At 60.4% G+C, this 19,182-nt stretch carries 16 protein-coding genes and 1 tRNA gene; 3 read left to right on the top strand and 14 right to left on the bottom strand.

Features of this window, described 5'->3' with window-relative positions:
- Positions 1-66: 66 nt before the first annotated feature.
- Positions 67-738, bottom strand: coding sequence for an MlaC/ttg2D family ABC transporter substrate-binding protein (locus IEV40_RS13885; protein ID WP_188422672.1), 672 nt, complete (start codon positions 736-738; stop codon positions 67-69).
- A gap of 234 nt (positions 739-972) precedes the next feature.
- Here IEV40_RS13885 and IEV40_RS13880 point away from each other — a divergent pair, with 234 nt between their 5' ends.
- Together IEV40_RS13880 and IEV40_RS13875 are read left to right on the top strand one after the other, a co-directional pair.
- Positions 973-1,509 carry a DUF421 domain-containing protein gene (locus tag IEV40_RS13880; protein ID WP_188422671.1) on the top strand — a complete coding sequence of 179 codons (537 nt, stop codon included), beginning with the start codon at positions 973-975 and terminating at the stop codon, positions 1,507-1,509.
- A 214-nt stretch (positions 1,510-1,723) separates the two neighbouring features.
- Positions 1,724-2,539, top strand: a complete 816-nt coding sequence (locus tag IEV40_RS13875) for a ParB N-terminal domain-containing protein (RefSeq protein ID WP_188422670.1) — start codon at positions 1,724-1,726, stop codon at positions 2,537-2,539.
- An 88-nt stretch (positions 2,540-2,627) separates the two neighbouring features.
- Here IEV40_RS13875 and IEV40_RS13870 read toward each other — a convergent pair.
- The 13 genes from IEV40_RS13870 to IEV40_RS13810 all read right to left on the bottom strand — a co-directional run bounded on the left by IEV40_RS13870 (position 2,628) and on the right by IEV40_RS13810 (position 17,859).
- Positions 2,628-2,706 (bottom strand) — tRNA-Ile (locus tag IEV40_RS13870).
- 15 nt (positions 2,707-2,721) lie between these two features.
- Positions 2,722-5,196: an RNA polymerase sigma factor RpoD gene (rpoD, locus tag IEV40_RS13865; protein ID WP_371870062.1), complete on the bottom strand. Its 2,475-nt coding sequence runs from the start codon at positions 5,194-5,196 to the stop codon at positions 2,722-2,724.
- A gap of 231 nt (positions 5,197-5,427) precedes the next feature.
- A complete protein-coding gene (gene dnaG / locus IEV40_RS13860) occupies positions 5,428-7,236 on the bottom strand; it encodes a DNA primase (protein WP_188422668.1) in 1,809 nt (602 codons plus the stop codon).
- 34 nt (positions 7,237-7,270) lie between these two features.
- Positions 7,271-7,720, bottom strand: a complete 450-nt coding sequence (locus IEV40_RS13855; protein WP_188422667.1) for a GatB/YqeY domain-containing protein — start codon at positions 7,718-7,720, stop codon at positions 7,271-7,273.
- A gap of 155 nt (positions 7,721-7,875) precedes the next feature.
- A complete protein-coding gene (gene rpsU / locus IEV40_RS13850; RefSeq protein ID WP_011870001.1) occupies positions 7,876-8,088 on the bottom strand; it encodes a 30S ribosomal protein S21 in 213 nt (70 codons plus the stop codon).
- 137 nt (positions 8,089-8,225) lie between these two features.
- Entirely contained in the window at positions 8,226-8,660 is a 435-nt protein-coding gene (locus tag IEV40_RS13845; protein WP_229724144.1) for a VOC family protein, read from the bottom strand.
- A 108-nt stretch (positions 8,661-8,768) separates the two neighbouring features.
- Positions 8,769-9,965: a BaiN/RdsA family NAD(P)/FAD-dependent oxidoreductase gene (locus IEV40_RS13840; RefSeq protein ID WP_188422666.1), complete on the bottom strand. Its 1,197-nt coding sequence runs from the start codon at positions 9,963-9,965 to the stop codon at positions 8,769-8,771.
- 135 nt (positions 9,966-10,100) lie between these two features.
- On the bottom strand, positions 10,101-10,892 hold the full coding sequence (cobA, locus tag IEV40_RS13835; protein WP_188422665.1) for a uroporphyrinogen-III C-methyltransferase: 792 nt from the start codon (positions 10,890-10,892) through the stop codon (positions 10,101-10,103).
- Positions 10,893-10,897: 5 nt separating this feature from the next.
- Positions 10,898-11,875: a DNA-binding protein YbiB gene (gene ybiB / locus IEV40_RS13830; RefSeq protein WP_188422664.1), complete on the bottom strand. Its 978-nt coding sequence runs from the start codon at positions 11,873-11,875 to the stop codon at positions 10,898-10,900.
- Between the two features lie 79 nt (positions 11,876-11,954).
- A complete protein-coding gene (locus tag IEV40_RS13825) occupies positions 11,955-14,732 on the bottom strand; it encodes a nitrate reductase (RefSeq protein ID WP_229724142.1) in 2,778 nt (925 codons plus the stop codon).
- Positions 14,729-15,091, bottom strand: coding sequence for a nitrite reductase small subunit NirD (gene nirD / locus IEV40_RS13820; protein ID WP_188422663.1), 363 nt, complete (start codon positions 15,089-15,091; stop codon positions 14,729-14,731). Before nirD ends, IEV40_RS13825 begins: the two co-directional genes overlap by 4 nt.
- Before the next feature lie 65 nt (positions 15,092-15,156).
- Complete coding sequence (nirB, locus tag IEV40_RS13815) at positions 15,157-17,595, bottom strand: nitrite reductase large subunit NirB (RefSeq protein ID WP_188422662.1); 2,439 nt, start codon at positions 17,593-17,595, stop codon at positions 15,157-15,159.
- A gap of 9 nt (positions 17,596-17,604) precedes the next feature.
- Complete coding sequence (locus tag IEV40_RS13810) at positions 17,605-17,859, bottom strand: hypothetical protein (protein ID WP_188422661.1); 255 nt, start codon at positions 17,857-17,859, stop codon at positions 17,605-17,607.
- A 90-nt stretch (positions 17,860-17,949) separates the two neighbouring features.
- Here IEV40_RS13810 and IEV40_RS13805 point away from each other — a divergent pair, with 90 nt between their 5' ends.
- Entirely contained in the window at positions 17,950-19,164 is a 1,215-nt protein-coding gene (locus IEV40_RS13805; protein WP_188422660.1) for a nitrate/nitrite transporter, read from the top strand.
- The last annotated feature ends 18 nt before the right edge of the window (positions 19,165-19,182 follow it).

Raw genomic sequence — 19,182 nt, 5'->3', positions numbered from 1 at the left:
ACATGAAAGTGAAAAACGAAAACGGCAGGAACGATGAAGAAGCCGCCCGCAACGCCGGGCGGTTTTTTATTCCTGGCGCGCAGGCGTCGGTACCGGTGCGGCAAATTTGCCCTGATCCGGTTGCGCGGTCTTCGATGCCAATGCGCGATTCTTGTCCGCCAGCGCCTTGATCAGGCCGTCTATGCCTGACTGCCGAATCTGCTCGGCAAAGCTTTGCCGATATGCCTGGATCATCCACACACCAAGCACGTTGACGTCATAGACTTTCCAGCCGTCATCGCGCTTGATCAGCCGATAACCGAAATTGACCGGTTCGCCGCGTGAATTGGCTGCATGCGCGCTGACGACGACGTCGGTATCGTCTGGCGCTGCACGCAAGGGATCATAGGTAATTTTCTGGTCGCGCACCTGCGCCAGCGCACTCGAATAAGTGTGCATCAGCAAGGCGCGGAATTCGTCCTGCAACTGCTGGCGCTGCTGCGGCGTCGCCTGACGCCAGGATGGGCCGGTCGCCAGCGATGTCGTGCGCTCGAAATCCAGATGCGGCACGATCTTCTGTTCGACCAAGCGCTGGATACTGCCCTGATCGCCACGCTGGATATCTTGATTCTCGCGGACCGCCGTCATGACTTCAGCGGTAACGCGCTGGATCAGCTTGTCCGGCGCTTCCTGTGCATGGCTTGCGGAAGAAACGAACGATGAAGCAAGAAGCAGGATGGAAAGAATGAAACGCCGCATGAAACCTCCGTCAGGTCCTGATGCCCATATTGGCGCAAGTGTTCTCATACGACATGCCATACCGTCATCGCGTTCATGATGCGTAAAGATTGATGCTTTCTGTTCGGAACAGGATGGCATTCGCGTCGGACAGATTTGTCTGCCTGATTTCCAGCATTAAATGCCTGGAAGCAAGTTGAACCAAGACGAAACCCGTATTCTCCAATCAGCATCATCGCCGAACGGAGGCTTTCCATGCCTGATATCGACTGGTCGGAACTGTTCACCTTCACCGTTTCCCCGTTCGAACTGATCATCCGCGGCACGCTGATCTATCTGTTCCTGTTCTGCCTGTTCCGCTTTTTCGTCCGTCGCGATGCCGGATCATTGAGTGTTTCCGATCTGCTGGTCGTCGTCATCATTGCCGATGCTGCGCAAAACGCCATGTCAGGCGAATATCGTTCGATTGCCGATGGTGTCGTGTTGATCACGACCATCATCTGCTGGAGCGTCTTGCTGAACTTTCTCGGTTTCCATTTCAAACCAATTCGACGTTTCCTGCTCCCGCCGCCGATCTGCATCGTCAAGGATGGCGTCAAGCAGCAGCGCAACCTGCGGCGCGAGTTGATCACCAACGAAGAATTGAACGAGATACTGCGCTTGCACGAAATCGAACATCTGTCAGAAGTAAAGCGTGCCTACCTGGAACCGGACGGGCAGATCACGGTGATACGCCAGGAAGGAAAGAAAAGTGGTGCATCGACGATGCCACGGGAAACACCTGGAAGCTGATGCATCGATATCGCTCGTATCCCTGGCATATCCCTCGTACAACAACGTTTCGATATCCACACAAGAGAGACGTAGGTCAATGCGGAAGATGTGCGGTTCGCAGTTTCTGTATCGTCGCGACGAAGGTTCTGGATAAATCGGCATCCATCCCTTCGGATTGAGTGTTCATACGATCATCGGTAAACTGGCGACCGTCTTTTTACCAAGCTATCGCATGAATATCATCATCAAGGAAGAACTGCGCGCCTATATCGATCCGCTTACGCAGGATGAATTCGCCGCATTGGAACGCAGCCTGTTGAACGAAGGATGCCGCGATGCCCTGGTACTCTGGGGAGACATTCTGGTCGACGGCCATAACCGCTATGGCATTTGCCAGAAACACGATCTTCCCTTCAACACCGTGCAAAACACGTCATTCCAGTCCATGGATGATGTTCACCTGTGGATGATCGACAATCATCTCGGCAGGCGCAGCGTGTCCGATTTTCAGAGAGGCGTCCTTGCCTTACGCAAGAAAGACATTCTGTCTGCGCGATTGGCCCGGCAACCGGAAGAAAACTCTCCTGCCGATACAAGCGCTGACATTCCCGCAGGCATCGCAGAGCCGAAACGCACTCTCTCGCGACAGGAAATCGCCCGCACAGCGCGCGTCAGCAGCATAACGCTGGGCCAAATCGAAAAAATCCAGAAGTCCGCCGCACCGGAATTGGTGGACGCCATCAAGTCGGGCGAGATATCGATCAACGCGGCGGCCGTCGTCGCGACGCTGCCGGCCGAAAAGCAGATCGCCGCAGCAGCCGGCGGAAAGAAGGAATTGCGCGAAACGGCAAGACAGGTCCGTGCAGCCAAATCTCCACCCAAGTCGCGCCCGCAGCTACCGCCACTGCCGGAAGATGCATCCGCCGAGCAGATTGAGATTCAGCGATTGTCCATCCTGGTTGCCGAACTGACGGAAGAACGCGATCTTCTTAAAAAGAAGGTACAGAATCTGACGATTGCACTCGCCGAATCGCGCAATGGACAATAAAGCCTGAAATCACGTGCAGCAGAATTGCAGCAGGAATCTGCATTCCAATGAAAAAGGGCTTACGCCTAAGCGTAAGCCCTTCATTTTTTGGTAGGCCTCCCCAGAGTCGAACTGGGCACCAACGGATTATGAGTCCGCTGCTCTAACCAAGCATGAGCTAGAGGCCCGTAACCTGTTAGAGCTTAGTTGCCTTCGAGGAAGCTCTTCAGCTTGTCGGAACGCGATGGATGACGCAGCTTGCGCAATGCCTTCGCTTCGATCTGACGGATGCGTTCACGCGTGACGTCGAACTGCTTGCCGACTTCTTCCAGCGTGTGATCGGTGGACATTTCGATACCGAAACGCATGCGCAGCACTTTTGCTTCGCGCGGCGTCAGCGAATCGAGAACGTCCTTCACGACACCACGCATCGATGCATGCAGCGCAGCATCCGACGGTGCCAGCGTGTTGTTGTCCTCGATGAAATCGCCCAGATGGGAATCGTCGTCGTCGCCGATCGGTGTTTCCATCGAGATCGGTTCCTTCGCGATCTTCATGATCTTGCGGATCTTGTCTTCCGGCATTTCCATCTTGATCGCCAGCGTTGCCGGATCCGGCTCGGCGCCGGTTTCCTGCAGGATCTGACGCGAGATGCGATTCATCTTGTTGATCGTTTCGATCATGTGCACCGGAATACGGATGGTGCGCGCCTGGTCGGCGATCGAACGCGTGATGGCCTGACGAATCCACCACGTTGCATACGTGGAGAACTTGAAGCCGCGACGATATTCGAACTTGTCCACCGCCTTCATCAGGCCGATGTTGCCTTCCTGGATCAGATCCAGGAATTGCAGGCCGCGATTCGTGTATTTCTTCGCGATCGAAATCACCAGACGCAGGTTGGCTTCGGTCATTTCGCGCTTGGCCTTGCGCGCCTTCATCTCGCCGGCGGCCATCTTCTTGTTGATGGCACGCAGGTCAGGCAGCGGCAGCACGACGCGCGCTTGCAGGTCGATCAGCTTTTGCTGCAGTTCCTTGACAGCCGGCACGTTACGGCCGAGCACGACGCTGTACGGATGATTGCCGTCCACTTCGCCATCGACCCAGACGAGATTGGTTTCGTTGCCCGGGAAGACCTTGATGAAATGACTGCGCGGCATACCGCTTCGGTTGACTGCGACATCGAGAATCTGGCGCTCGATCTGGCGCACTTCCTCGACTTGGCCGCGCAGCGTGTCGCACAGCTTCTCGACGACCTTGGCGGTAAAGCGGATGCTCAGCAGTTCGTTGGAAATCGTTTCCTGCGCCTTCACGTACGGCTTGGAGTTGTAGCCTTCCTTTTCGTAGGCCTTGCGCATCTTGTCGAACTGCGCGGCGATGCTGGAGAACTTCTCCATCGCATCGCGCTTCAGCTGTTCCAGCTGTTCGGCGGAGAAGCCGGCGGCGCCGGAAGACGAAGTGGTTTCTTCCTCTTCCTCTTCTTCCTCGTCGTCCGATTCTTCATCTTCGTCATCGGATGACGACGACGCTGCAGGTGCAGCAACAGCCGGTTGCTCCTCACCCGCATTCATATCGACCATGCCGTCGACGATTTCGTCGATCTTGATCTCGTCGTTGGCGATCTTGTCCGCAGCAGCCATGATTTCGGCGATCGTCGTCGGACAGGCAGAAATCGCCTGGATCATGTCGCGCAGGCCGTCCTCGATACGCTTGGCAATATCGATCTCGCCTTCGCGCGTCAGCAGTTCGACCGAACCCATTTCACGCATGTACATGCGGACCGGATCGGTGGTGCGGCCGAAATCGGAATCGACGGTCGACAGCGCCGCTTCGGCAGCCGCTTCAGCCTCTTCGTCACTTGCACCGCTGGCCACGTTGTCGGACAGCAGCAGCGTTTCCGCATCGGGCGCCTGTTCGTAGACGGCGATACCCATGTCGTTGAACGTGCCGATGATGCCTTCGATCGCTTCCGGATCGATGATGTTTTCCGGCAGATGATCGTTGATTTCCGAATACGTGAGGAAGCCGCGTTCCTTGCCGAGCTTGATCAGCGTCATCAGCTTCTGACGGCGCGCTTCGAGTTCTTCTTCGCTTGCCTCGGCATCGGACAACGCGTCTTTCAACAGCGCTTTTTCCTTGGCTTTGCGGTCGCGCGCCTTGGCCTTGTCGGCGGCCTTCAGTTCGGCGCGCTCGACAGCATTCAGTGCAGCGATTTCATCGTTCTCCGGCTGAAATTCTTTCGGCTTGCGGCCGCGACGGCCGGGCACCTTGACGGACGGCAGTACATAGCCGGACGTATCGATTGCAGCCAGTGCAGCGGCGTCGGTCGTCTGACTGACGGCGGAGACGTTGCGCGATTCGATCTTTACTTCTGCTTTTGCTTGCTTGCTTGCTGGTTTGACTTCGGATTTCTTTGTCACAGGTGCTTTCGATGGTGCTGGCTTCGCAACGGCCTTGATCGGGGCCTTGACTGCAGTCTTGACAGGAGCCTTCACTGCAGTCGCAGTGCTCCTGGTTGCAGCCTTGCCTGCCGGCGTTGCTGCCTTTTTGCTGGGTGCGACAGCCTTTGCCTTGACGGGTGTCGTCTTGGCGGCTGCTGTTTTCTTCACAACGGGTTTTGTCGACTTTGCCGCAGTGGCCTTCTTGGCTGCGGTCGGGGTTTTCGCGGGTTTCTTCATTGCGTTCGCCATTGGATCAACTACCAAGTGGGTTATGCCCCGGAACGTTGCTGCACTGTCCGGCAAGCAGATTTTGCGCATGCAACTTCGGCTTATCGCCCCGCGCAAAGTTAACTGTTTCCTTCTTTCGATTCACTGTATTCGTGCCGTACTCACTGACGTAAGGCGTTGAATCGAAAGCCTTTCATTATAGCATATGGGGGTGCCATCCCCCTCTGTACAAGCCTGCTTTCAGTCGCGCCGTGCCATTTCCGCCTGCGCCTCGCGCCGCAGTTGTTCCTGTTGCATGCTCAGTTCGCGATAACGCGCCTGCGCCGTACTGTCGGCCAGCCCGCCTGCCACCAGTTGCTCCAGCTCGTCGCGCAGCGCCTTCATGCGGCTCTGGCGGATCGCACCGGCCAGTTCCAGGCGGGCGGCATCCGCGTCCGTTTCCGGTTCTGCGGCAATCTCTGCGATCAACGGTTCGAAGTCGGGGCCGCTGGAGCGCAAGGTTTCCGCTAGCGTTGCAAAAACGGCATGCGTGCCGAGTTCGCGCGCCATCATCACCAGTTGCGCCAGCATTTCCGCATGTTCCGAGACCGGATTCAGCAACGCATCCAGTGCCGCCTGATCCAGTTCCGATGCCAATGCCGGATGCGCGACCAGCAGGCGCATGATCTGGCGTTCCAGTCCGACCGGCGCAGTACGCTTGGCGCGCGGCGGCGCGACCCGTGCCTTGGCCACCGGCTGCGCCAGTTCGAACAGCGTCTCGATTTCGGCCGGCGTGCTTTCGGTCAGTTGCGCCAGGCCGCGCACGATCTGCAACCGCAATGCCGATGGCGGCAAGGCCTGCAGCAGCGGTTTGGCATCGAACTGCGTGCGGGCGCGCCCTTCCGGCGTGCGCAAATCGTTGTCGCCGATCGCCACATTCAGCAGGAATTGCGAAAGCGGCATCGCATCCTGCACCTGCTTTTCGAAAGCGTCTGCACCCAGCTCGCGGATGTAGCTGTCCGGATCGTGCTCGCTCGGCAGGAACAGGAAGCGGATGACCTTGTTGTCGCCCGCATGTGGCAGGCAGGCCTCCAGCGCGCGGCGCGCGGCGCGGCGTCCCGCGGCATCGCCGTCGAAACTGAAGACGACCTGGTCGGTCTGGCGCAACAGTTTCTGTACGTGAATCGGCGTGCAAGCGGTACCCAGCGTGGCGACAGCATGCGGGAAACCCAGCTGCGCCAGCGCGACGACGTCCATATAGCCTTCGGTCACCAGCGCATAGCCGGCTTCGCGTATCGCCTGCCGCGCCTCGAACAAGCCGTACAGTTCGCTGCCCTTCTGAAATAAAGGCGTCTCGGGCGAATTCAAGTATTTCGGCTCGCCGCTATCGAGCACGCGACCGCCGAAACCGATTACCTGCCCCTTGGTATTGCGGATCGGGAACATCACGCGATCACGGAAACGGTCGTAACGCTTGCGGCCGTTGCGGTTGCCGTCTTCCTCTTCGGAGCGGTCGATCACCAGTCCGCTCTCGACCAGTGCTTCGGCCTCGTATTCGGGGAACATTGCGCGCAAGTTGTCCCAACCGTCCGGCGCATAGCCGAGGCCGAAGCGCGCGGCGATCTCGCCGGTCAGGCCGCGGCCGATCAAGTATTGCTTGGCGCGATCGGCCTGGCGCAATTGCTGGCGGTAGTAATCGCAGGCGCGCGTCATCGCTTCGGACAACGCCATGCTCTTCGCCTGCTGTTCGGCGCGCTGCGCCGGCGGCAAACGATCTTCGCTTTCCGGCACGATCATGCCGACGCCCTGCGCCAGATCCTTGACCGCCTCGACGAAACCCATGCCCGAATATTCGATCAGAAAACCGATCGCGGTGCCATGTGCGCCGCAGCCGAAGCAGTGATAGAACTGCTTGGTCGGGCTGACCGTGAAGCTCGGGGATTTTTCGTTATGGAAAGGGCACAGCCCCATGAAATTGGCGCCGCCCTTCTTCAGCGGCACATAGCGGCCGACCACGTCGACGATATCGACGCGGTTCAGCAGATCCTGAATGAACGACTGCGGGATCACGCTTGTGCCTGGCGCGTTGCGATCGCCAACGCGATCAGGCTTTGGTCAATGCGGCTTTCACCAGCGCGGAAACGGCCGTCATGTCGGCACGACCGGCCAGCTTGCCCTTCAGGATGCCCATGACCTTGCCCATGTCCTGTGGACCGGCAGCACCGGTAGCGGCGACGGCCGCATCGACTTCCGCCTTCACTTCATCATCGGACAATGCAGCCGGCATGTAGGCGGACAGCACGGCCAGTTCGGCCTTCTCGATATCGGCGAGATCCTGACGGCCGCCAGCCTCGAATTGCGTGATCGAATCCTTGCGCTGCTTGATCATCTTTTCGATGACGGCCTGCACCTGCACATCGTCCAGCTCGACGCGCTCGTCGACTTCCTTCTGCTTGATGGCGGCGGTAATCAGGCGGATCGCGCCGAGCCTGCCGGCATCCTTGGCGCGCATCGCGGTTTTCATGTCTTCGGTGATCTGTGCTTTCAGGCCCATTTTTGCTCCCGCATTCGCTATCTGTTAATCGTCCGATCGTTGCCTGGATTTGCATCGATCATTAAACGCCAAAACCCGCTGCGGACCATACCGGAGCGGGTTTCAACCGATTTCCCAAACTGCGCCTAATTACATACACGCAGATCGGCGGGAAATCAGTACAGTTTCTTAGGCAGTTGCTGGCTGCGGATGCGCTTGTAGTGGCGCTTCACGGCAGCGGCGAGCTTGCGCTTGCGCTCTGCAGTCGGCTTCTCGTAGAACTCGCGCGCGCGCAGATCGGTCAGCAGACCGGTTTTTTCGATGGTGCGCTTGAAGCGACGCATCGCGACTTCAAACGGCTCGTTTTCTTTCAGGCGAATCGTGGTCATGTAAAAAACCAATCCATGTTTGTGGTAGTGAGTCGGCCATTATAGCAGCGCCGGCCGGCAAATGGAAGCCGGCCTGTTGTCCGGATACGCCACCGCCTTCAACACGAATTACCCGAAATGGCAATCTGGCAACTTATTCATTCGCCGTACAGCTTGCGGCTCAGCTCGGCATCCCAGTAAGTCGCCTCGATCTTGTGGCCTTCCGGATCGCGGACAAAGCAGCCGTAATACGGCTCGCCATATGCCGGACGCGGCCCCGGCGGTCCGTCGCAGACAGCATCTGCAGCGATCGCCGCTTCATGGAATGCATGCACCTGCGCCTTGTCGGCTGCGATGAAGCCGATATGGAAACCGTTGCCCACGCTGGCTGGCCGACCATCGTGCGGCACATGGAGCCAGAATTCCGGATATTGCCGGCCGTAGGCAACCGCGCTCGGATGTTCCATGACGATGCGGATGCCTAGTGTCGCCAGCACCGTTTCATAGAACGCGCGCGCCTGGCCGAACCGGTTGGTGCCGATCGATACGTGGGAAATGATGCTGGGGGAAGTACCGGAAATTCCGCCGCTCATGCTGCCTCCTGTGTTGATGGATGCAACCATGCTAACCGGCAGCGCTGACAGCGGCTGTCAGCAAGGTTGTTCAGCAGCGAACGTCCACGCAGGGACGTTCGGAAGAAATCAGGCCGCCTGCCCCGCCGCCACGCCTGAAGCCCACGCCCACTGGAAGTTGTAGCCGCCCAGCCAGCCCGTCACGTCGACTGCCTCGCCGACGAAATACAGTCCCGGCACCTTGTTCACCATCATCGTCTGCTGCGACAGCTCGCGCGTGTCGACACCGCCAAGCGTCACTTCCGCCTTGCGATAGCCTTCGGAGCCGTTCGGCACGATCGCCCAGCTGTTCAGCGAAGCGCCCAATTGCCGCAGCTGCTTGTCTTGCATGTCGGCAACGCGCGCATCGGGACGGAAACCGTTCGCCAGCAGCCATTCGTCGGCCAGTCGCGACGGCAGCCATTGCGCGAGCTGGTTGCCGAGATTTTTCTTGCTCGTTGCCTTGCCTTCGATCAGCGCTTCGGCAATATCGGTTTCCGGCGCGAGGTTGATCGTCAGCGGCGCACCATCCTGCCAGTAACTGGAAATCTGCAGGATGGCCGGACCGGACAGGCCACGATGCGTGAACAGCAGATCCTCCCTGAACCAGCCGCGCGCCTTTTTCGTACCGGTCTCCACTTCCACCGGCAGCGATACGCCGGCCAGCGGCACGAACGGCTGCCATCCTTTTGCATCGAACGTCAGCGGCACCAGCGCGGCGCGCGGCGCGACGATCTTCAATTCGAACTGCTGCGCGAGACGGAAGGCAAAATCGGTCGCGCCGATCTTCGGGATCGACAACCCGCCGGTCGCAATCACCAGGCTGTCTGCCGTGATTTCGCCATGGTCGGTATCGATGCGGAAACGCTCGCCGCTTTTGCCGATCGCCTGCACCTTGCACGGCATGCGCCACGTCACATTGCCGAGCGTGCATTCCGCTTTGAGCATGCCGATGATGTCTTCAGCAGAGTCGTCGCAAAACAGCTGCCCCTTGTGCTTCTCGTGATACGCGATGCGATAGCGCTTCATCAGCGCGAGGAAATCCTGCGGCGTGTAACGCGACAACGCGCTTTTGCAGAAGTGCGGATTCTGCGACAGGAAGTTCTGCGGCGTCGCATCGATGTTGGTGAAGTTGCAGCGGCCGCCGCCGGAGATGCGGATCTTTTCCGCCAGGCGCGTTGCATGATCGATCAGCACGACGCGCCGGCCGCGCTGGCCGGCAACCGATGCGCACATCATGCCGGCAGCACCTGCGCCGATGACGGCGACGTCGTAATGTTGAGTCATGGCTTGCCTGTCGCCCGGGCATCAGGCTGGAAATTGCAAAGCCGTGATTGTAAACGCGATCAGGTCCGTCAGACTCGCCAAGCCCGACAATGCGGCCAGCCTTGCAACCGGCGCATCACCGAACCGCGCAAAAAATCAGGCAGAGAATCGTTGCGGCAACGTCGTGGGTACGTCGCGCTGTGTTGCACAGCGCACCACATCGCCGACGACGATGATCGCCGGACTGCCGATACCGGATTGCGCCAGCGCCTCCGGCAACTGCTGCAGCGTCGTGATCAGCTGTGCCTGCGCCGCGCCGGTGGCCGACTGGATCACCGCAACCGGTGTCTCCCCCGCCTTGCCGCCGGTCAGCAAGGCCGACTGGATTTCGCCGCAACGCGCGACGCCCATGTAGATCACCAGCGTCAGGTCCAGCTTCGCCAGCGTATTCCAGTCCGGATTCGCATCCGGCGTCTTGCCGTGGCCGGTGACGAACACCGCGCCCTGCGTCCAGTCACGATGCGTGAGCGGAATGCCAATGGCCGACGGCGCCGCCAGTCCGCTGCTGATGCCGTTGACGATTTCGACCGCGATGCCTTGCACCAGCAGATGATCGCGCTCCTCGCCGCCGCGGCCGAAGATGAAGGGATCGCCGCCTTTCAGGCGCACGACGCAATGCCCGGCTTGCGCTTCGGACAACATCAGGCGTTCGATGAATTCCTGCGGCGTCTGCTTGCAGCCGCCGCGCTTGCCGACATGCACGACACGCGCATCGGCCGGCGCATGCTGCAGCACTTCCGGATTGACCAGATCGTCGATCAGGATCACATCGGCCTGCGCGATCGCCCTGACGGCTTTCAGTGTCAGCAACTCGGGATCGCCTGGGCCTGCACCGACCAGAAAAACCTTGCCGCGTTGCTGTTCCTGTTGCTGTACTGCGCGTTGCATTTTCGTTACCTTGGTCTGCTGTTTATCTGCCTTGAGATAAGCAAGCATTGTTCCACCTGGTGGACGATCGGTGCCGGAATCGGCTCTTCGCCGCGCAAGGCTTTTTCTATCCAGCGCGCCGTCACATCGGCCTCGCGCGAAGCCGGCAGCGGCGGCATTTCATCGACCGGCTCCTGCTTTTGCACCAGTACCGTGCATTGGCCTTCATGTATCCACGTGATCTGCTGCGCGCGTTTGGCATTGGCCACCGTTTCGCCTTCGGTACCGCGCATCAGGAACACGTCGCCGCGCGATTGTGGTGCAGCCGTCGAAAAATATTCGGTCAGCGTCGTCAGGTATTCGGGATGCGTGTACGAGGTCAGCCGCAATGCCGGCTGCGCGAACGGCTGCATGATCTTGACCAGCGTGTGCGTCGAATTGCGCACGCCGAGGATGCGACGCATCGCCAGCAGATGCGACAGGCGCGGCGCGAGATCGTCGATCGGCATCAGCACCGGCGCACGGCGCGCGAACTGTTCGGCCGCTTGCGCATGCGTGTGCGACAGCGGATAACCCATCTGCTGCAGGATTTCCGCCGTCGCCACGCGACCGGGATCGGTCGTCACGCCGTGAATGAAGACCGGCACACCTTCGCGTGCCAGCAGCAGCGCCAGCAGCGGCGTCAGGTTCGGCATCTGGCGCGAGCCGTTGTAGGTCGGGATCACGATGGGAGCGTAATTACTGCCCGGTGCCTGCAGCAGTTCGAACGAGGCTTCGGCCGCGTCGAGAAAGCCGTCGAGCTCGGCCACCGATTCGCCCTTGATGCGCATCGCCAGCATGATGCCGCCCATTTCGAGATCGGACACCCGGCCGTCGAGCATGGCCGCATACAGTTGCTGCGCATCGTCGCGCGACAGGCTGCGCGCGCCCTTCACGCCACGGCCGATTTCCTTGATGAAAGGCGCGGCCCTGAATGATTCGTTTGAAATCGTCGGAGTATTCATGCGCGCAGGGTACACCGAAAGCGTGGCCTGTTGCTCACACGTTCACGCCATGCCGGCACAACCACAGGCGACGCCGCCATCAGGCGGCCTTCGCCTGCAGCGGCTGCTGTGCAACCAGCTTCTTCAGTTCCGACACGCAGGAACCGCAATTGGTGCCGCACTTCAGCTTCTGCTGCAGCATGCCCAACGCATCGCCGCCGGAATGCGACGCCAGCGCATCGACGATCTCGGTTTCCGATACGTTCAGGCAATTGCAGACGATGCGGCCGCGCGACTTGAAACCCTGAGGCGGACTGGCCGTCGGCATCAGCAGCAGGCGACCCAGTTTCGCGACCGGTTGCTCCGCTTCCAGATACTGCTTCAGCCAGTGCTCGGCAGACAGATCGCCGGACAGCGACACCGCCTGCAGCTTGCCGTCGCCGATCAGGATATGGCGCCCGTTGCCGCGCCGGTGATCGTCGTAACGCAGCACCTGCGCACCGGCGATGCCGAAGCGCGCTTCGATATCGTCGACCAGGCTTTTCTCGGCCGCGTAATCGTCCGCCACGCGAAACAGCACGCCGACCTTGTCACGGCCGAACAGCGTGCACGATGCGTACGCGAACTTGCGCATCAGCGGCCGCAACTCTGACTGCAAGGTCAACAGCCGCGATTCTTCCACCCAGCCGAACACGACCATGCGCCACGGCAGTTCCGCCTTCAGTATCTTGACCGCCGCATGCTTCAGCTCCGGCTGCTTGGAACTGGGATCGTAGGCCGGCGTCGTCAATGCGTTGACGCCGAAGGTGCCGTCGCCATTGCCGCGGCCCGATACGTATTCCTCGCCCCAGTGCATGCCGATGAAAGCCTGTCCGGCACGCATGTCGTCACCAACGACGGCCGGCAGAATCTGCGAGCCGCGCTTGCTGGTCACATGCACCAGATCGCCGTCCTTCAACAAGCGTCGCTCCATGTCGATCTTCGACAATACGACCGCCGGTTCCGGCGCATGCGAAAACAGTTGCGCGACGGTGCCGGTGCGGCTCATGCCATGCCACTGATCGCGCAGGCGGCCGGTCGTCAGATGGAAGGGGAAACGCGCATCGACTTTTTCGGCGACCGGCTGGTAAACCGTGTTGACGAATTTTGCACGGCCCGATGCGGTCGCGAAAATACCGTCTTCGTACAGGCGTTGCCGGCCGGCCTGCGCACCCTGTGGATACGGCCATTGCTGCGGCCCCTGCTGTTCGAGAATCGCGTACGACAGGCCGGTGATGTCCAGATCGCGACCACGTGTCGATTCGCGATGTTCGTTCCAGACGGATTCCACATCGTCGTACGGAAACAGCGTGCGTTCGCGTTTCCATAACGTTTCGAGACGATGGGCGAAGCGCACGCCGATTTCCCAATCGTGCAGCGTCTCGCCCGGCTTGTTCAGAACCGGCTTGAAACGCGTGATGCGACGCTCGGAATTGGTGACCGTGCCTTCCTTCTCGCTCCACGTCGTCGCCGGCAGCAGCACGTCGGCAAAATCGCAGGTCGCCGTCGTGCGATACGCTTCCTGCACGACCACCAGTTCGGCCTTCTTCAAGGCTTCGCGGATCATCTTCTGTTCCGGCATCGATTGCGCCGGATTCGTGCAGACGATCCAGATGATCCTGATGTCACCGTCGCGCAGCGCCTCGAACATTTCAACCGCGCTCTTGCCCGGTGCCGCCGGCACGTCGGTTATGTCCCACAGCTTCGCCACTTCGGCGCGATGTGCGCGATTGCCGATGTCTCGATGCGCCGACAGCAGCGTCGCCATGCCGCCAACCTCGCGCCCGCCCATCGCGTTCGGCTGGCCGGTCAGCGAGAACGGCCCGGCACCCGGTTTGCCAATCTGGTGCGTCGCCAGATGCAGGTTGATCAGCGCCGCATTCTTCGCGGTGCCGGCCGACGACTGGTTCAACCCCTGGCAGTACAGCGACAACGCCGCCTTCGATTCGCCGAACCAGCGCGCGGCGGTAACGAGGTCTTCCTCGCTGATGCCGCAGGTGTCGGCGACAAACTTCGGCGTGTAGTCGCGCACCGTCCGCTTCAGTTCGGCGAAGCCTTCGGTATGCGCATCGATGTATGCCGGATCGATCAGGTCTTCCCACAGGCAGATATGCAGCATGCCGTTGAAGAGCGCGACATCGGTACCCGGCAGGATGGGCAGGAACAGATCGGCATCACGCGCGGTATCGGTGCGGCGCGGATCGGCGACGATCACCTTCATCTGCGGCCGCGCCTTGCGTGCCGCTTCCAGCCGGCGGTACAGGATGGGATGCGCGTACGCCATATTGGAGCCGACGATGAAAACGACGTCGGCCTGCTCGATATCTTCATAGCAGGCCGGCGGCGCATCGGCGCCCAGCGTCTGCTTGTAACCCGCTACCGCACTCGACATGCACAGTCGCGAATTGGTATCGATGTTGTTGGTGCCGATCAGGCCCTTGGCCAGCTTGTTGAAGACGTAATAATCCTCGGTCAGCAACTGGCCGGAGATATAGAAGCCGACGCTGTCCGGCCCGTGCGCAGCGATCGTGTCGGCGAATTTCTTCGCGAGAAAATCCAGCGTGGTATCCCAACTGGTCCGCTCGCGCTCCATCTCGCGCACGACGCGGATTTCGGGATGCAATGCACGCGCCTGCTGCTGCAACGCATCGCGCGCAGTCAAATGCAGCGTGCTGCCCTTGGTGCATAGCCGCCCGAAGTTCGCGGGGTGATCGGGATCGCCGCGCACGCCGACGACTTGCGCGCCGTCGGTCTGCACAATGACGCCGCAGCCGACACCGCAATAGCAGCAGGTCGCCTTGCTTTCCTTCAGCGCGGCAGGAGCCGTCACGTCGTTCATGCTGCGGCAAGTCCTTTCGCCGCTTCCTCCGGCGCGTTCAGTTCAGAGAGATCCAGCGACACATCCCCGTTCTCGACCTTGACGGCGAATTTCTGCGTGCAGCCTTCGTCCGGCGCCAGCGCACAACCCGACTGCAACTCGATATTCCAGTTGTGCAGCGGGCACGCCACGCGTTCGCCGAACACAATGCCCTGCGACAGCGGACCGCCCTTGTGCGGGCATTTATCCAGCAGTGCGAACACCTTGTTCTCGCTATTGCGGAAGATCGCGACATTCGGCTTGCCGGCGCGGTTGACGACGCGCGAACCCAGCACCGGGATATCCTCGACGCGGCAGATGACTTTCCATTGATTCGACATTTTCTGTATTCCTTATTGTTGCCTTTGGTACGTTCGGTGCGTTCGGTGCATCAATGCATTCGCGCTCAGACCGACAGCGGCGTGAACTGGCGGGTATCGACATGCGCCTTTTCGGATTCATGCCACGGATCGACCTCGCCATCGAGCGCAAACAGCAGACGTTCATACAGCGCCTTGCGGTTCTCCGCATCGTCGATCACCTGCTTCTTCACGTAATCGAGTCCGACGCGTGCCAGGTAATGCACGGTTCGTTCCAGGTACCAGCCTTCCTCGCGATACAGCTGCAGGAAGGCGCCGGTGTACTCCAGCACTTCCTCGTGCGTCTTCACCTTGACGAAGAATTGCGCGACTTCGGTCTTGATGCCGCCGTTGCCGCCGACATACAGCTCCCATCCCGAATCGACACCGATCACGCCGACGTCCTTGATGCCGGCCTCGGCGCAGTTGCGCGGACAGCCCGATACCGCCAGCTTGGTCTTGTGCGGCGTGTACATCAGCGCCAGCTGGCGTTCCAGCTCCTGCCCCATGCGCGTCGAATCCTGCGTGCCGAAACGGCACCATTCCGAACCGACGCAAGTCTTCACCGTGCGCAAGCCCTTCGCGTAACCGAGGCCGGCCGGCATGCCGAGGTCGTGCCAGACGTCGCGCAGGTCTTCCTTCTTCACGCCCAGCAAATCGATGCGCTGGCCGCCGGTCACCTTCACGGTCGGGATCTGGTACTTGTCGACGACGTCGGCAATGCGGCGCAGTTCGCTCGCATTCGTTTCGCCGCCCCACATGCGCGGGATCACCGAGAAGGTGCCGTCCTTCTGGATGTTGGCGTGCGCGCGCTCGTTGATGAAGCGCGATTGCGGATCGTCGATCGCCTCCTTCGGCCAGGTCGAGATCAGGTAGTAGTTGATCGCCGGCCGGCAGCTGGAGCAGCCGTTCGGCGTGCGCCATTCCATGAACTTCATCGTGTCGGCCACCGTCAGCAGCTTGTTGGCCTTGATCGCATCGCGCACTTCCTGGTGCGTGTGATCGGTACAGCCGCACATCGGCTTGACCTTGCTGGACGCCGAATAGTCGCCGCCGGCGGTCGCCATGATGATCTGTTCAACCAGGCCGGTGCACGAACCGCAGGAAGCGGACGCCTTCGTATGCTTGCGCACGTCCTCGATGGTGAACAGGCCTTTTTCCTTGATCGCCTTGACGATCGTGCCCTTGCACACGCCGTTGCAGCCGCAGACTTCGGCCGTATCCGGCATCGCGGCGGCCTTGCTGAAGCCTTCGTGGCCGGTATCGCCCGGACGGCTCAGATTCGCCTCGCCGAACATCAGCGCATCACGAATCTCGCCGATGTCCTTGCCTTCGCGCAGCATGTTGAAATACCAGCTGCCGTCCACCGTATCGCCGTACAGGCAGGCGCCGACCAGCTTGTTGTCGCGTAGCACCAGCTTCTTGTAGACGCCGCCGATCGGATCGGACAGCATGATTTCCTCGGTACCTTCGCCGCCGAGAAAATCGCCGGCCGAGAACAGATCGATGCCGGTGACTTTCAGTTTGGTCGACGTCACCGAACCCTGATAGCGGCCGATGCCGAAATTCGCCAGATGGTTCGCGCACACCTTCGCCATCTCGAACAGCGGCGCGACCAGGCCGTAGGCGGTGCCGCGATGGTTGACGCATTCGCCGACCGCATAGATGCGCGGATCGAAGGTCTGCATCGTGTCGTTGACGACGATGCCGCGGCTGCAATGAATGCCGGCCGATTCGGCCAGCACGGTATTCGGGCGGATGCCGACCGCCATCACGACCAGATCGGCCGGGATCTCGCTGCCGTCGGCAAAGCGGATTGCCTTCACGCGGCCACTGTCGTCGCCGACCAGTTCCTGCGTGTTCTTGCCGAGCAGGAAAGCCAGGCCACGGTCTTCCAGCGACTTTTGCAGCATCCTGCCGGCGGTCGGATCGAGCTGGCGTTCCATCAATGTGTCCGGCAGATGCACGACGGCGACGTCCATGCCGCGCAGTTTCAAACCGTTGGCAGCTTCCAGGCCCAGCAGGCCGCCGCCGATGACGACCGCGTGCCTGTATTTGGTCGCCGCCTCGATCATCGCGTTGGTGTCGTAGATGTCGCGATAGCCGATCACGCCGTCCAGATCCTTGCCCGGCACCGGCAGCATGAAGGGGTTGGAACCGGTCGCCAGCAGCAGGCGATCGTATTCGGCCATCGTGCCGTCGTCGGCGATCACGACACGCTTGACGCGATCGATCGTCGCGATCTTCTTGCCGAGATGCAGCGTGATGCCGTTCTCTTTATACCAATCGACATCGTTCAGCATGATGTCCTGGATCGTCTGCTCGCCGGCCAGCACCGGCGACAGCAGGATGCGGTTGTAGTTGGCATACGGCTCGGCGCCGAACACGGTGATGTCATACAGATCGGGCGCCAGCTTCAGCAATTCCTCCAGCGTGCGTACGCCCGCCATCCCGTTGCCGACCATGACCAGTTTCATTTTTTTCATTGCTGCATCTCACAGAAGAGTTGTTCCCGAATCTAAATAAGCAAAACAGATGCCAGTTCTGTTTTTCGCTGTTTTGTACCGATTCGCACCGTTTGCGATGCGCCCTTGCACCATCCGCATCGCGATGCACCAAGACGTCCGCAAATCCGCTCCATTCGTATCCGGCTTGCACCCGACTTGCACCCCGCCCTGTACAAACATTGCACCCAACAGGTGCAGCACCAGAAAATTTGGTGCGCCGCGCTGCCCTTTCTTGTTCCACATCCGCCAAACCGCTTTCCAAACCGGCCTCATATAAATGGCATAGCAATTGCATATTCAGCGCCGTCATCCATTCCACTCATGCGAGCGCATATGCAAAAGTCATCATTCTGGAAAGCAGGCCATACGCCGACGCTGCTTTCCGCCTTCTTCTATTTCGATCTCAGCTTCATGGTCTGGGTCATCCTCGGCCCGCTGGCGGTGCAGATCGCCGCCGACATCGGCCTGACGCCGGCACAGAAAGGATTGATGGTGGCAACGCCGTTGCTGGCCGGTGCATTGCTGCGCATCGTGATGGGCGTGCTGGTCGATCACCTGCAGCCGAAGAAGGCCGGCGCAATCGGCCAGCTGATCGTGATGGCCGGCATGCTGTGGGCGTGGCTCGGCGATCTGCATCACTACCATTCGATGCTGGTGCTGGGCATCATCCTCGGCGTGGCGGGCGCGGCGTTTTCCGTCGCACTGCCATTGGCATCGCGCTGGTATCCGCCGGAACATCAGGGCATGGCGCTGGGCATCGCCGGCGCCGGCAATTCCGGTACCGCACTGGCTGCGCTGTTCGCACCGTCGCTGGCGCTTGCGTTCGGCTGGCAGGACGTATTCGGCCTGTGCCTGATCCCGCTCGGCATCGCGTTCGCGGTCTATCTGATCTTTGCGAAGGACGCGCCGTCCGCGCCGCCACCGAAATCGCTGGTCGCCTATCTGCAGGTGCTGAAGGATCGCGATGCATGGTGGTTCATGTTCTTCTATAGCGTCACCTTCGGCGGCTTCTCCGGACTGGCGTCGTCGCTGACGATCTATTTCAACGGCCAGTACGGACTGTCGCCGGTGACGGCCGGCTACTTCACCGCCGCCTGCGTGTTCGCCGGCTCGATGGTGCGGCCGTTCGGCGGACGTCTGGCCGATCGCATCGGCGGTATCAAGACACTATCGATCATGTACATGCTGGCAGCCGGCTTCCTGCTGATCGCCAGCGTCGGCCTGCCGTCGGCCACGCTGGCGGCTCTGGTATTCGTGCTGGCGATGCTGTCGCTCGGCACCGGCAACGGCGCAGTGTTTCAACTGGTGCCGCAACGCTTCCGCAAGGAAATCGGCGTGATGACCGGCCTGGTCGGCATGGCAGGCGGCATCGGCGGTTTCTATCTGGCGTCCAGCCTCGGCTATTCGAAACAGCTGACCGGCAGCTATCAGGGCGGATTGATCGTCTTTGCCGCACTGGCAATCGTCGCATTGCTGGGCCTGACTTTCGTGAAGAACCGCTGGCGCACGACATGGGGCAGCGCCGCGATGACGAGCGCGAAGATCTGATCTTCTTCATGCAGCGTC

It is taken from the genome of Oxalicibacterium solurbis, assembly GCF_014635845.1.
GTDB lineage: Bacteria > Pseudomonadota > Gammaproteobacteria > Burkholderiales > Burkholderiaceae_D > Oxalicibacterium > Oxalicibacterium solurbis.
This window is presented reverse-complemented; position numbering and strand designations above follow the sequence as displayed.

What these genes read in the sequence shown, in the direction of transcription:
- IEV40_RS13885 (WP_188422672.1), bottom strand. Translation starts at nt 738, where the DNA reads ATGCGGCGTTTCATTCTTTCCATCCTGCTTCTTGCTTCATCGTTCGTT.
- IEV40_RS13880 (WP_188422671.1), top strand. Translation starts at nt 973, where the DNA reads ATGCCTGATATCGACTGGTCGGAACTGTTCACCTTCACCGTTTCCCCG.
- IEV40_RS13875 (WP_188422670.1), top strand. Translation starts at nt 1,724, where the DNA reads ATGAATATCATCATCAAGGAAGAACTGCGCGCCTATATCGATCCGCTT.
- rpoD (WP_371870062.1), bottom strand. Translation starts at nt 5,196, where the DNA reads ATGAAGAAACCCGCGAAAACCCCGACCGCAGCCAAGAAGGCCACTGCG.
- IEV40_RS13855 (WP_188422667.1), bottom strand. Translation starts at nt 7,720, where the DNA reads ATGGGCCTGAAAGCACAGATCACCGAAGACATGAAAACCGCGATGCGC.
- rpsU (WP_011870001.1), bottom strand. Translation starts at nt 8,088, where the DNA reads ATGACCACGATTCGCCTGAAAGAAAACGAGCCGTTTGAAGTCGCGATG.
- IEV40_RS13845 (WP_229724144.1), bottom strand. Translation starts at nt 8,660, where the DNA reads ATGAGCGGCGGAATTTCCGGTACTTCCCCCAGCATCATTTCCCACGTA.
- IEV40_RS13840 (WP_188422666.1), bottom strand. Translation starts at nt 9,965, where the DNA reads ATGACTCAACATTACGACGTCGCCGTCATCGGCGCAGGTGCTGCCGGC.
- cobA (WP_188422665.1), bottom strand. Translation starts at nt 10,892, where the DNA reads ATGCAACGCGCAGTACAGCAACAGGAACAGCAACGCGGCAAGGTTTTT.
- ybiB (WP_188422664.1), bottom strand. Translation starts at nt 11,875, where the DNA reads ATGAATACTCCGACGATTTCAAACGAATCATTCAGGGCCGCGCCTTTC.
- IEV40_RS13825 (WP_229724142.1), bottom strand. Translation starts at nt 14,732, where the DNA reads ATGAACGACGTGACGGCTCCTGCCGCGCTGAAGGAAAGCAAGGCGACC.
- nirD (WP_188422663.1), bottom strand. Translation starts at nt 15,091, where the DNA reads ATGTCGAATCAATGGAAAGTCATCTGCCGCGTCGAGGATATCCCGGTG.
- nirB (WP_188422662.1), bottom strand. Translation starts at nt 17,595, where the DNA reads ATGAAAAAAATGAAACTGGTCATGGTCGGCAACGGGATGGCGGGCGTA.
- IEV40_RS13810 (WP_188422661.1), bottom strand. Translation starts at nt 17,859, where the DNA reads ATGTGGAACAAGAAAGGGCAGCGCGGCGCACCAAATTTTCTGGTGCTG.
- IEV40_RS13805 (WP_188422660.1), top strand. Translation starts at nt 17,950, where the DNA reads ATGCAAAAGTCATCATTCTGGAAAGCAGGCCATACGCCGACGCTGCTT.